The sequence below is a fragment of the Paenibacillus rhizophilus genome, assembly GCF_003854965.1.
Lineage (GTDB): Bacteria > Bacillota > Bacilli > Paenibacillales > Paenibacillaceae > Paenibacillus_AQ > Paenibacillus_AQ rhizophilus.
On record NZ_RQPI01000003.1, the window covers coordinates 392,080 to 404,420 of the forward strand.

The 12,341-nt window shown below is 52.9% G+C and carries 12 protein-coding genes, 1 rRNA gene and 1 other annotated feature; all 13 genes read left to right on the top strand.

Annotation, left to right across the window (positions count from 1 at the left end; genetic code table 11):
- Window positions 1-96 precede the first annotated feature (96 nt).
- Window positions 97-1,347 (top strand): Rne/Rng family ribonuclease, encoded by a 1,251-nt coding sequence (locus EH198_RS09010; RefSeq protein WP_124695200.1) that lies wholly within the window; start codon window positions 97-99, stop codon window positions 1,345-1,347.
- A gap of 76 nt (window positions 1,348-1,423) precedes the next feature.
- Window positions 1,424-1,508, top strand: a sequence feature (ribosomal protein L21 leader region).
- Between the two features lie 14 nt (window positions 1,509-1,522).
- Window positions 1,523-1,834, top strand: a complete 312-nt coding sequence (gene rplU / locus EH198_RS09015) for a 50S ribosomal protein L21 (RefSeq protein ID WP_036603262.1) — start codon at window positions 1,523-1,525, stop codon at window positions 1,832-1,834.
- Between the two features lie 12 nt (window positions 1,835-1,846).
- Window positions 1,847-2,182: a ribosomal-processing cysteine protease Prp gene (locus EH198_RS09020; RefSeq protein WP_124695201.1), complete on the top strand. Its 336-nt coding sequence runs from the start codon at window positions 1,847-1,849 to the stop codon at window positions 2,180-2,182.
- 17 nt (window positions 2,183-2,199) lie between these two features.
- Entirely contained in the window at window positions 2,200-2,511 is a 312-nt protein-coding gene (rpmA, locus tag EH198_RS09025) for a 50S ribosomal protein L27 (RefSeq protein WP_124695202.1), read from the top strand.
- A 203-nt stretch (window positions 2,512-2,714) separates the two neighbouring features.
- Window positions 2,715-3,455: a Spo0B domain-containing protein gene (locus EH198_RS09030; RefSeq protein WP_124695203.1), complete on the top strand. Its 741-nt coding sequence runs from the start codon at window positions 2,715-2,717 to the stop codon at window positions 3,453-3,455.
- Between the two features lie 17 nt (window positions 3,456-3,472).
- A complete protein-coding gene (gene obgE, locus EH198_RS09035) occupies window positions 3,473-4,783 on the top strand; it encodes a GTPase ObgE (protein WP_124695204.1) in 1,311 nt (436 codons plus the stop codon).
- A gap of 278 nt (window positions 4,784-5,061) precedes the next feature.
- Window positions 5,062-5,499 (top strand): ACT domain-containing protein, encoded by a 438-nt coding sequence (locus tag EH198_RS09040; protein ID WP_025336025.1) that lies wholly within the window; start codon window positions 5,062-5,064, stop codon window positions 5,497-5,499.
- A gap of 71 nt (window positions 5,500-5,570) precedes the next feature.
- The gene (locus EH198_RS09045; protein ID WP_124695205.1) at window positions 5,571-6,857 is read left to right on the top strand and encodes a homoserine dehydrogenase; all 1,287 of its coding nucleotides are present in this window, start codon (window positions 5,571-5,573) and stop codon (window positions 6,855-6,857) included.
- A gap of 134 nt (window positions 6,858-6,991) precedes the next feature.
- On the top strand, window positions 6,992-7,972 hold the full coding sequence (gene thrB, locus EH198_RS09050; protein WP_124695206.1) for a homoserine kinase: 981 nt from the start codon (window positions 6,992-6,994) through the stop codon (window positions 7,970-7,972).
- Window positions 7,969-8,856: a prephenate dehydratase gene (gene pheA / locus EH198_RS09055; RefSeq protein ID WP_124695207.1), complete on the top strand. Its 888-nt coding sequence runs from the start codon at window positions 7,969-7,971 to the stop codon at window positions 8,854-8,856. The genes thrB and pheA overlap by 4 nt, the downstream gene beginning before the upstream one ends.
- A 4-nt stretch (window positions 8,857-8,860) precedes the next feature.
- Window positions 8,861-9,745, top strand: a complete 885-nt coding sequence (ilvE, locus tag EH198_RS09060) for a branched-chain-amino-acid transaminase (RefSeq protein ID WP_124695208.1) — start codon at window positions 8,861-8,863, stop codon at window positions 9,743-9,745.
- A 286-nt stretch (window positions 9,746-10,031) separates the two neighbouring features.
- Window positions 10,032-11,516 (top strand): LysM peptidoglycan-binding domain-containing protein, encoded by a 1,485-nt coding sequence (locus tag EH198_RS25320; protein WP_185702818.1) that lies wholly within the window; start codon window positions 10,032-10,034, stop codon window positions 11,514-11,516.
- A 474-nt stretch (window positions 11,517-11,990) separates the two neighbouring features.
- Window positions 11,991-12,341, top strand: a 16S ribosomal RNA gene (locus tag EH198_RS09070); the annotation flags it as partial.

The window sequence follows — 12,341 nt, forward strand, 5'->3', positions numbered from 1 at the left end:
TTTGCTTATCCATAGTTTTTTATTTCTACGAGAGTGCGGTCGCTGTCCTAAAAAGGAAATGAAGCCGTTCTTCTTATGTAAGCCAGAGGTGAAGCCATGAAACAAATGATCGTTCACTGCTCTCAGCATATGACCCGGATGGCCCTTCTGGAGGAGGGAAGACTGGTGGAATATGCGGCGGAGCGAGAGGAGCAGCAGGGACTTGTCGGCAGCTACTACAAAGGCCGGGTAATGAATGTTCTTCCAGGCATGCAAGCTGCTTTTGTCGATATTGGACAGAAAAAAAACGCGTTTCTATACGTCGATGATGTGCTGCATCCGCATCTGGAGAAGCAGCCCAGAGTAAAGCCTTCGATTGATACGCTCCTTCGTCCCGGACAGGAAATCGTCGTTCAGGTCAGAAAAGAGCCCAGAGGTAACAAGGGAGCCCGCGTCACCACACACTATACGCTTCCCGGAAGATGGATGGTATACATGCCGTTTGCGGAATACGTCGGGGTTTCCAAAAAAATCGGACGCGAATCCGAGCGCAGCCGATTGAAGGCGCTGGGCGAACGTTTGCGGAAGAACGAAGAGGGCCTGATTATGCGCACCGTTTCCGAGGACGAGCCTCCCGAAGCGGTGGAAGGAGATCTTTCCATTCTGCGGGCGCAGTGGAAGGGGATTATGCGCCGCGCGCAGAAGGTGGAGGCCCCTGCTCTTCTGCACCGCGACCTCAGCATCGTTCAGCGTTTCATCCGCGATACATTCGATCCTCTGAGGGACGAGCTGCTGATCGACTCGCAGCAGGCCGTCCGGGAGGCCGAGACATTCTTAAGCGAGATGGCTCCGGATGGGTACAAGCCGGTGGAACGGTACGCCGGAAACTTGCCGATCTTTGCCGCATATGGAGTGGAAGAGCAGCTGGAGCGAGGCTTCAGCCGAAAAATCACGCTCGACGGAGGAGCGACGCTGATCTGGGATGAGGCGGAGGCGCTGACCGTAATCGATGTAAATACCGCCCAATATACGGGCGGAGCGTCGCTGGAGGAGACGGTTACGCGCACCAATCTTCTCGCCGCGGAGGAAATCGGACACCTGATCCGGCTTAGGGATACCGGCGGGATTATCGTCATCGACTTCATTGACATGGAACTGGACGAGCATCGTAAAATGGTTGTTGGCCGGCTGGAGAGAATCGTAGGCCGAGACCGGACGAAGACGCACATTTTGGGCTGGACCCGGCTGGGGCTTCTGGAGATGACGCGAAAGAAAGTGCGGCATGACGCGCTGGAGTTCTCGTCCCGCCTATGCGAATGCTGCGGAGGCACCGGGAGAACGCCGCTGCGGAAACCGGGCCAGGGATAGCTTATGTATAAACGTTGACTATTTCAGTCCTTCGTGCTATTATCTATAAGTATGTGTCCGGTTTATTATTTTCCTGCACATGCTGTAACCGCTCCGATCGGGTAACCAAGCGCGATTCCGAAAGGTTGAGCCACCTGGACCAGGCGAGTCTGAGACATGAGGAGGTGCAAAACCAATGTATGCAATTATCGAAACTGGCGGCAAGCAATACAAAGTCCAAGAGGGCGACGTATTGTTCATCGAGAAGCTTAACGCGGAAGACGGAGCAAGCGTAACGTTTGATCGTGTTCTGGCTGTATCGAACGAAGGCGGTCTGACAGCGGGAACTCCGCTCGTAAGCGGCGCTTCCGTAACGGCGAAGGTCGAGAAGCATGGTAAAGGTCAGAAGGTTGTCGTTTACAAATACAAACCGAAGAAGAACTACCATAAGAAGCAGGGCCATCGTCAGCCTTACACGAAAGTAACGATCGAGAAGATTCAAGCGTAAGAAGGTGCGTTAATGATTAACGTGCGGATTACGAGGTCTTCCTCTCAAGGCGCGATCCTCAGTTTTGCCGTAAAAGGCCATGCCGAGTATGACAGAGAGGGCAGAGATATCGTATGTGCCGGTGTTTCGACCGTAACGGTCGGTACCGTCAACGCGATTGAAGCCTTAACTGGAGTCGTGCTGGATTCGTCCATGAAGGACGGGTTTCTCAGCGGGACACTGTTGCCGATTGAAGACCCCGAGACTGCTGCCAAAGTGCAGCTGCTTATGGAATCCATGATCGTTATGCTCAATACGATTGCAGAGTCGTACGGGAAGTATATTCAGATACAGGAAGTCATTATTTGAAGAAGGAGGTAGACAGCATGTTGAAATTGGATCTTCAATTGTTCGCATCGAAAAAAGGTGTAGGTTCCACAAAGAACGGACGCGATAGCCAAGCGAAACGTCTTGGTGTGAAACGCGCCGATGGTCAAGCCGTAACCGGCGGAAGCATTCTGGTGCGTCAGCGCGGAACGAAAATCCACCCCGGCACAAACGTGGGCATCGGCAAAGACGATACTTTGTTTGCTAAAGTGGACGGCGTTGTGAAGTTCGAGCGCCTGGGCCGCGACCGCAAGAAAGTGAGCGTCTACCCGGTAGACGTCGCTCCGGTAGCGGCGGCTCTGGAAGCGTAAGCTTACGGACCATAATTGCAATAAAGCCTCCGGCATGATCGCCGGAGGCTTTTTTTCAAAGAAATAGGGAACAGGATCTAGGAAGATTCTTACAACCTCTTGGTGAATTTGCGGGAATTCCTATGGTATACTGGTAAACATGAAATGATCTGGTTACGGTAGAATGCTAACAATTCGCGAACGCAAGGGACGGGGAAGACAGTATGAAATCCTGGAAAAGCGCAATAGGAGCGGCGGTGTTGTCGGTAGCGTTTCCTTTGGGTCTCGCCTGTATATGGCCGACGCTTTGGACATGTCTATTGCTAGGATTTTGGGCAGTTGCTGCGGCTTTATTCAGCGTTTTGACGGTCCGTCGGCATTTTGAACGGGAACTGTGGAAACAGGAACGGATTCTGCAGCAGACAGCGATTCGGACGCTTAATCACCACCGTCATGACTGGATGAATGATCTCCAAGTACTGTACGGTTATATTCAGTTGGGAAAGCCTGATAAATCGGTGCAGTGTGTGGAAAGAATAAAGGAACGCATCGCGCTGGACAGCCGGATCGCCAAGCTCGGTATTCCTTCGCTGGTCTTCTACCTTCAATCCTTCCGGACTGTTGGCGGCAGCCTGCAGCTGGATATCGAGGTGGAAGAAGGGTTGCATCTGGAAGACATGCTGACGCCCGAAGCCGGAGATGAGTTGACCTCGGTTATTGTGCAGATGGTCAGAGCCTGTCAGTTCGGCGGAATGGCCGCTCAAGGCGATACCCTATCGCTGCGTCTTACTTTTAAGCGGGATGAAGGGGACATCGTAATCGTATTCGGCAGCGATGGTCTGCGCGGGAGAGCGGAGTTGTTCCAAAAGCAGATATTTAATATCGTGCAGGGCAAAATTGTAAAAGCGGAGCGGTTGACGGCCCATAAGGCGGACTTTCAGCTGCGCCTGCCGATGGGAATGTGAAGGAAGGTGAGACATCCATGTTTGTAGATAAAGCGAAGATATTTGTAAAAGGCGGCGACGGCGGCGACGGTCTAGTGGCGTTCCGTCGCGAGAAATATGTGCCGGAGGGCGGTCCGGCCGGCGGCGACGGCGGCAAGGGCGGTGATGTTATTTTCCGCGTGGACGAAGGTCTGCGGACCTTGATGGATTTCCGCTATCAGCGGCATTTCAAGGCTCAGCGCGGAGAAAAAGGGCGCAACAAGAGCCAGCACGGCGCGGGAGCCGAAAATATGATTGTCCGTATTCCGCCGGGAACGGTGCTGATCGACGACGATTCCGGCGAGACTATCGCCGATATGACGCGTCACGGCCAGGAAGTCGTCGTGGCCCGTGGCGGCCGTGGCGGCCGTGGCAACATCCGGTTCGCGACGCCGAATAACCCCGCTCCCGAGCTCGCGGAGAATGGGGAGGAAGGCCAGGAGCGCTACGTTGTGCTTGAGCTTAAGGTCATGGCGGATGTGGGGCTCGTCGGCTTTCCAAGTGTAGGAAAATCGACTTTGCTGTCTGTTGTTTCGGCTGCCAAGCCAAAGATCGGCGCTTATCATTTTACTACCATAACGCCAAATCTTGGCGTGGTGGACGTCGGGGACGGCCGCAGCTTTGTCATGGCGGATCTGCCCGGGCTGATCGAAGGCGCCCATGAGGGCGTCGGTCTCGGACATGAATTTTTGCGTCATGTCGAACGCACGCGAATCATTATCCACGTAGTTGATATGGCCGGTTCGGAAGGACGAGATCCTTTTGAGGATTGGGTGAAGATCAACGACGAGCTGAAGCAGTACAATGTAGGGCTTGCCGATCGTCCTCAGATTGTGGCGGCCAATAAAATGGACATGGAAGAAGCGCAGGAGAACTTGGCTTCTTTCCGCGAGCGCACCGGCAGTGTTCGGCCCGATCTGGAAATCCTTCCAATCTCCTCGCTCACCCGCCAAGGGGTGCAGGAGCTGCTCTACCGCGCCGCCGATCTGCTCGACTCCATCCCGCAGGCTCCGGCCGTGGAAGAAGTCGTAGAGAGTGCCGAGCGCAAGGTGTACAAGCTGGATGCGGCGGAGGACGATTCGTTTACCATCACCCGCGATAACGAAGCCTTTGTCGTCAACAGTCCGAAGATTGAGCGGATGCTCAAACGGATGCAGCTTAATTCGCATGATGCGATCCTCAAGCTGGCGCGGACACTGCGGCATATGGGCGTTGACGAGGAATTGCGCAAACGCGGAGCGGTTGAAGGCACCATCGTGCGGATCGCCGATTTCGAATTCGAGTTCGTCGAGAACAGCAGCTACTATTAATTAAATAAATTTTAGGCTCGAAATCAGGCGACTGCATTGGTTTTCCGTAAGGGAAGACCATGCAGGCGCCTTTTTTACGCTTTCCAAAGGTGTATCTTCATTTAAAACGTCTGGCCGGCGGAGCTAAGTCCCGGGAGGGACGAACCTTTTTGTTGGATGCGACGAAATCGGTATTCGATTTGGAGTTCATCCGTTTTGTGAAAAGTATTGCAATTCTTTCTGAATAACTTTATAATGTCCACTATGTAAAAACAAAAGTCTTTGAGGAGAGGACGTTTGTGAAAGAACGTTATTATTTGGTTCGTGAAGATATTTTGCCCGAGGCGGTGCTGAAGACGATGCAGGTCAAGCAGCTGCTGGAAGCCGGCGATGCCAAGACGGTGCATGAGGGCGTGGAGCAGGTGGGTCTCAGCCGAAGCGCTTTTTACAAATACAAGGACGGCATCCATCTGATTCACCAACTGGAAAGGGAGCGCATCGTAACGATTTCGATGGATCTCGAACACGAGTCCGGTATGCTGTCCAAGGTACTCGGAGCCGTAGCGGGGCATGGAGCCAATGTGCTGACCATTCATCAGAGCATTCCGCTGCAAGGGTGGGCGAACGTTGTCCTTTCCATTGAGATTACCCATTTGAACGATGAGCTTGGAGACATGCTGGACAGCCTGAAGGGGATGCCCGGCGTCAAACGCGCTTTGATTGTAGGACAGGGTTGACGATGGAAGCGTCTTTGAAAGAATGTGCAAGGCTAAGAGTGGAATACACGTTAAGGGGGATTCAGATTCAAATGAAACCGGTGAAAGTAGGGTTGCTCGGGCTGGGAACGGTCGGTACGGGCGTGGTGCGCATCGTGCAGGGGAACCAGGAGGATTTGAGCAGCCAGGTCGGTTCGCCGATTTATATTGAACGTATTGCCGTTAAATCCGCAGATAAAGCGCGCTCGATCGAGATCGATCCGGCGAAGCTGACCACAGATCCGTGGGAGGTCATACGCGACCCGGAAATCGATGTCATTGTTGAGGTAATGGGTGGAGTCGAAAAGACCAGAGAATATCTTTTGGAGGCACTCGAGCGCGGTAAGCATATCGTTACGGCCAACAAGGATCTTATGGCGCTGCACGGCACCGAAATATTGGCCAAAGCGCAGGAGAAACAGTGCGATGTCTTCTATGAAGCCAGCGTGGCGGGGGGCATTCCGATTATCCGGACATTGATCGAAGGTTTTTCATCCGACCGGATCGTCAAAATCATGGGCATCGTCAACGGAACGACCAATTACATACTCACCAAAATGAGCCAGGAAGGCGCTTCATACGACGATGTGCTGAAAGAGGCGCAGCAGCTTGGCTATGCCGAATCCGATCCGACTTCGGATGTGGAGGGACTTGACGCCGCCCGCAAAATGTCGATTCTCGGTACGCTTGGCTTCCGCACCAACGTTGAGCTGCAGGATGTGTGCGTAAGCGGGATTTCCGGCGTAAGCAAAGAGGATATTCAATTTGCCAAACGTCTCGGATACGAAATGAAGCTGCTGGGCATTGCCGAGAGCCAAAATGATGAATTCAACATCAGTGTTCAGCCGACCATGATTCGCGCGAGCCACCCTATTGCATCAGTCAATGGCGTTTACAATGCGGTTTATGTCTATGGCGAAGCGGTTGGGGAGACGATGTTCTACGGAGCGGGAGCCGGAGAAATGCCGACGGCAACCTCTGTCGTGGCCGACCTGGTGGCGGTGATCAAGAATTTGAAGCTGGGCGTCAATGGCCTGAAACAGATTGTTCCCTACAAGCAGAAGAAGCTGAAGAGCGACGACGATATTTACTTTAAAAACTTTCTGCTGCTCCATGTGGACGACAAGGCGGGAGTGCTTGCTAAAATCACCCAGGTGTTCGCCGAATGCGACGTCAGCCTTGATTCTGTCGTGCAGCAGGCTAATCCGAACAACCCGAATGCCGAAATCATTATCGTTACGCACGATGCCAGCAAAGCCAGCATGAACAAGGTTCTCCGCCGTTTCGAGGAACTTGAGGTCATTCGCCGCGTGAAGAGCCATTACCGTGTCGAGGGCTAAAGCAAACCGCCGGAAAGGCAATTATCTTTAAAGGAGAACATGGCTTGTGAGATATTTCATATTGAAGGATAATATAGAGAAGCTTCCCATGATTTTTATTCAAGGCCTTATGGCTGCCAAAGGGCGGTGCAGACATGAGTAACGTTCGGAAGGTAAGGGTAAAAGTTCCTGCCAGCACCGCCAATCTGGGGCCGGGATTCGATACGCTCGGGATGGCGCTGTCGCTGTACGCCTGGATCGAAATGGGAGAAGCGGAGCAGACCGAGTTTCACCTTTACGGCGATGAGATGAAGGAAGTGGCCCGGGATAAAAGCAACCTGATTTACAAAGTCGCGCAGATGGTGTTCGACGAGGCGGGCGTATCCGTCCCCGAACTGGAAATATCAATGTATTCCGAGATCCCGCTCACACGCGGACTCGGCAGCAGCGCCTCCGCCATTATCGGCGGCATGGTTGCGGCCAATGCGCTGATCGGTTCCCCTCTGAGCCATGAGCGGATCTTCGATATGGCTACGGCGCAGGAGAAGCATCCCGATAACGTCGGCGCTTCCCTGTTCGGCGGGATTATCGCCGCCGCCTGGGATGGCAGCCATGCCGACGTAATCCGCATCGAACCGCCAGATGATCTGGAGACCCTCGTCGTCATACCCGAGTTCGAGCTGGCGACGTCCAAAGCGCGGGAAGTGCTCCCGTCCAGCGTGACTGTCGCCGATGCCGTATACAATATCAGCCGATCTTCGCTGCTGACGGGAGCACTTGCCAGCGGGCGCCTCGATCTGATCGGGGCAGCAATGCGGGATCGCCTGCACCAGCCGTACCGGGCCGCTCTGGTTCCCGGCATGGAAGCCGTTCTGGCCGAAGCGACGCGGCACGGCGCCCTCGGCATCGCTTTAAGCGGCGCCGGCCCGACGCTGATTGCGTTTGTGGATGGGCGGGAGTCGCGAAAGAGCGAACTGGAAGCCTTTCTGACAGAAACTATGCGTAAACATGGCATTGAAGCGCGTACTCGCTGGCTTCTGCCGTGCCGAATTGGGGCGCTTGCGGAGTCTGTGGACGAAAATGGGATGCAAAGTCAATCATTTTTGGATATGATAAAAGGAGAAGTACGGTCATGAAATCAATAGCGGTGCTGCCGCAGGGAACGACCTCTCATGAAGCTTTGCTGTATCTAATGAAAGGGGAGCCCTGCCGGCCTGTGTTCTATAAGCTTATTTCCGACGTGTTTCTGGCCACAGCCAAAGGAGAGACCGATTACAGCGTCATTCCGGTCGAGAATACGATTGAAGGCTCGGTAAGCCTGCACATGGACTGGCTTATTCATGAAGTGGATCTGCCGATGCAGGCCGAATGGATTTATCCTTCCGTGCAGAACCTGATCGCTAACCCCGGTGAGTTTGCGGACGGAAAAGGCGGTGTCGATTACTCGGGCATCGTAAAAATCCTTTCCCATCCGGTCGCAATGGCCCAGTGCGGCCATTTTATCCGCAGCCATGCCCCGTCAGCCGAACTTGAAACCGTGGGCAGCACCTCGGAAGCTGTGGAAATCGTCAAGAACAATCCCGGCAAAGGCTGGGCGGCAATCGGCATTGAGCTTGGTGCGAAGACTTTTGGACTAGAGATTATCGCAAGCAAAATTACCGATCATCACAACAATTTTACCCGTTTTGTGCTGGCGGGACCCGGGAAGCTTGATATCCCCCGTGTAAGCACCGGCAGCAAGACCAGCGTGCTGGTCACCCTGCCGGAGGATTTTCCGGGGGCGCTCCATCAGGTTCTTTCAGCCTTTGCTTGGCGCAAACTGAATTTGTCGCGGATTGAATCACGGCCTACGAAGAAGAAGCTGGGTACCTACTATTTTTATATCGATGTGCTCGAACCGTTGGAATCGGTCCTCCTGCCTGCCGCTATTGAGGAAATCAAAGCTTTGGGCTGCCAGGTCCGAATTCTGGGCTCGTATCCCACATACACCTATGAGGAAGAGAAAGCGGAGGTGCAGTAAGTTCATGTCTGAGCAGTTGATTTATCTTAATGGAGAATATGTAACGAAGGAAAACGCCATGGTATCCGTTTTTGACCACGGCTTTCTGTATGGCGACGGTATTTTTGAAGGTATCCGTATTTATAACGGCAATATTTTCAAATGCAAGGAGCATCTGGACAGGCTGTACGATTCGGCCAAATCCATCATGCTCGACATCCCGCTGACTTATGATGAAATGCTGGAAGCGATGGCGGAGACGATCCGCCGCAATGATATGCGCAACGGCTACATCCGTCTTATCGTTTCCCGCGGTGCGGGCAACCTCGGACTGGATCCCCGCCGCTGCCCCAAAGCCAGCGTAATTATCATCGTGGAGCAACTGGCCATTTACCCGGAGGAGGCTTATCTGAACGGTCTTCGCGCCGTTTCCGTTTCCCAGCGCCGCAATATTCCGGATGCGCTAAATCCGAAGATCAAATCGCTTAACTATCTGAACAACATTCTGGTCAAAATCCAGTCCAACCTCGCGGAAGCCGATGAGGCGATCATGCTGAACGCACAGGGGTATGTAACCGAAGGCTCCGGCGACAATATTTTCATCATCAAAAAAGGCGTTGTCTACACGCCGCCTTGCTACCTTGGCGCTCTCGAAGGCATTACGCGTCTTGCCATTATCGAGTTGTGCGAGAAGCTCGGCATCAAGCTGAAGGAAGAGCCTTTCACGATGCATGATATTTATATTGCGGATGAGGTGTTCTTCACCGGTACAGCGGCAGAGGTTATCGCGGCCCGCGAGATCGACGGACGGATTATTGGCGAAGGCCATGCCGGTCCGATCACGCTGAAGCTGCTTGAGGAATTCCGGAGCATTGTGGACAAAGATGGCTATAAGGTGTGGCAGTCCTAAGTTTTTGAATATCAAACGACCAATCCTTTGATGCGCATGCACTCATGCCGCATGAAAGGATTTTTTTTGCTTCTGGGATGTCAATCGCCCATGGGCTGCATAAGATGTAGTAACGATGGAGGCGGCTCTACCGCAAATCACTGCGTCAGAAGAAACGGATTTCCGTCCTCTTAAGAGGCGGCACCGTTTCTCGCAGAAATATAAGACCTTGAGTAAGCTCGACGCTTATGCATTCTTATATTTCGAAAAAGCATTGCTCCACAAAACGTTAGGAGGTTATATTTGCGTGAAAATACACATTGTCAAGCAAGGCGATACGCTCTATGAATTATCGAAAAAGTATGGGGTGCCGCTGGATAAAGTGATTGAAGCCAATCCGCAAATTGCAAATCCCGAAGTTCTTGCTATCGGAGACAAGGTGAAAATCCCTTCAGTTCCCGTTCCCGTACCGGACGGCGGCGAGCTGTTCCACAAACACACGGTCATGCAGGGAGACACCTTGTGGAAACTGTCAAAGGCATGGGGGATTCAACTCAAGGATATCATCCAGGCCAATCCCCAGCTCAAGAATCCCGATATGCTTAAAATAGGAGATATCGTCAACATTCCGAAAAAAGGGGCAGCTCCGATGGCACAGCAGCAAATGCAACATGAAACGTCGGTCATTTCTGACAAAACCACCCCCGGCGGAAAAGCCTATACCGGTCCCATTGAAAAAGAGAAACAGACAGCTCCCATAGCCCCGGTCGCTCCAGTTGCTCCGGCTCCGGTTGCCCCGGTACCTATTGAGATGCCCCCGGCGCCTGTGACACCGGTAAGCGAGACGATTCATACCGAATCGCAAAGCCTGTTCGTGCAGATTTCAGTTCCTGCTCAAGAAGCTGTCTCTTGCCCGCCGATGCCCGAGCCTCCTAAAGATTATTGCACCTGCGAACCTATAACTCCCTGCGAAAAATCTTATGGTTACCCGGGGATAACGGAAAATCCATACTATAACGACTGCCCGCCGACGTACCCGATGTATGAGGCCGTACAGCCAATGTCTTATGCGCCATGTGAAGTTCAGCCCGCTGCGTATATGCCTGAAATGCAGGCTCCTTATAGCTATCCGGGCCCGGTTTATCCTGTCGCCAATATGGCGGCGCCGTGCTATCCGGGAGTCATGCCGGGCTATGCCACAGAGATGCCCGCCGCCGATTTCAATCCCTATCCCGAACATCCGGCCTATACCTCACCTCAGTACGGGGGTCAGCCGACAATGCTCCCTTGGCCTTCCTGCGGATGCGGAGGTCCTTCAGGAATGCAGCCGTATCAGAGTGGCTATGAGGCACCGGTATATGGCGCTATGCCTGTTTATACGAGCGAAGCCCAAAGCTTTCCTTGTGGTATGGTGTTTCCTGAACCTTACATGGCGCCGTCATACCCGGCTGGAACTTATGGCTCTCCCGTAATGTCGGGCATCCCGCCGGTTCCGGAATATCCGGGCAAAGAGGATTGGGCCTATTTGAACCGAATCCCGGGTGAGACGCAGGTGGATGCCGGCGCAGGAGAATCGTCGTTGCAGGAGGAGCGGAATACCGCTAATCTGTCCGCAGTCCAGAATGCCACCCAAGGAGAGGCCAAAGCTGCTTCCGCGACTTCCACGGCCAAAGTCAAAACATCAAGCCGGCGCGGCAAAGAGGTCAAACAGAGTGGCACCACTAAACAGCAGAGTACAGGTAAAAGCAGAGGGACGACGAAAAAACGCCGGAATCCCTGGATTTCCGATTAAGGAGATAGTATCATAGAATTTGCGCGTGCAGATCCGTATCTTCGGGTACAGTCTGCACGCTTTTCGTGTGCGTTTCCTTTACGGGACTTTAGGGCGAATTGAGAGTAAGGAAATGATACCAGCTCCAAATTGGTAAATTTTACGGGTTGTTAATCTTGCCGGGACATGTTATATTATAAATCCAGTCGCTGATGCAGCTGTTTAACAACAATTTTTTAATAGGGAAAAAGAGAGTCTTAATATAAAGACGCTGACGCTATTGAAAGAAAGTTGTTGCAATCGGTCGAAAAAAGTGATATGATAAAGATCCGGTTGAGAAATGCTCATCCGCACTGAAGATTTAAAGTGATAAAGTTTGATCTTTGAAAACTGAACAACGAGTGAGTGGGAATTCGCTTCTGGCGAGTTCCAAAATGAAGAGAATGCAAATTCTCGTCAGATGTTTCAAAATGAGCGAATCGCTCTTTCAATACTTTATTGGAGAGTTTGATCCTGGCTCAGGACGAACGCTGGCGGCGTGCCTAATACATGCAAGTCGAGCGGAGTCATCATGAGAGCTTGCTCTCAAGATGACTTAGCGGCGGACGGGTGAGTAACACGTAGGCAACCTGCCCCTTGGACTGGGATAACTACCGGAAACGGTAGCTAATACCGGATAAGACCTTCTGGTGCATACCGGAAGGCGGAAAGGCGGAGCAATCTGCTACCAGGGGATGGGCCTGCGGCGCATTAGCTAGTTGGTGGGGTAACGGCTCACCAAGGCGACGATGCGTAGCCGACCTGAGAGGGTGAACGGCCACACTGGGACTGAGACACGGCCCAGAC

Coding starts and splice junctions, on each gene's coding strand:
- obgE (WP_124695204.1), top strand. CDS start 3,473: ATGTTTGTAGATAAAGCGAAGATATTTGTAAAAGGCGGCGACGGCGGC.
- rpmA (WP_124695202.1), top strand. CDS start 2,200: ATGTTGAAATTGGATCTTCAATTGTTCGCATCGAAAAAAGGTGTAGGT.
- EH198_RS09030 (WP_124695203.1), top strand. CDS start 2,715: ATGAAATCCTGGAAAAGCGCAATAGGAGCGGCGGTGTTGTCGGTAGCG.
- pheA (WP_124695207.1), top strand. CDS start 7,969: ATGAAATCAATAGCGGTGCTGCCGCAGGGAACGACCTCTCATGAAGCT.
- ilvE (WP_124695208.1), top strand. CDS start 8,861: ATGTCTGAGCAGTTGATTTATCTTAATGGAGAATATGTAACGAAGGAA.
- EH198_RS09045 (WP_124695205.1), top strand. CDS start 5,571: ATGAAACCGGTGAAAGTAGGGTTGCTCGGGCTGGGAACGGTCGGTACG.
- rplU (WP_036603262.1), top strand. CDS start 1,523: ATGTATGCAATTATCGAAACTGGCGGCAAGCAATACAAAGTCCAAGAG.
- EH198_RS09020 (WP_124695201.1), top strand. CDS start 1,847: ATGATTAACGTGCGGATTACGAGGTCTTCCTCTCAAGGCGCGATCCTC.
- thrB (WP_124695206.1), top strand. CDS start 6,992: ATGAGTAACGTTCGGAAGGTAAGGGTAAAAGTTCCTGCCAGCACCGCC.
- EH198_RS09010 (WP_124695200.1), top strand. CDS start 97: ATGAAACAAATGATCGTTCACTGCTCTCAGCATATGACCCGGATGGCC.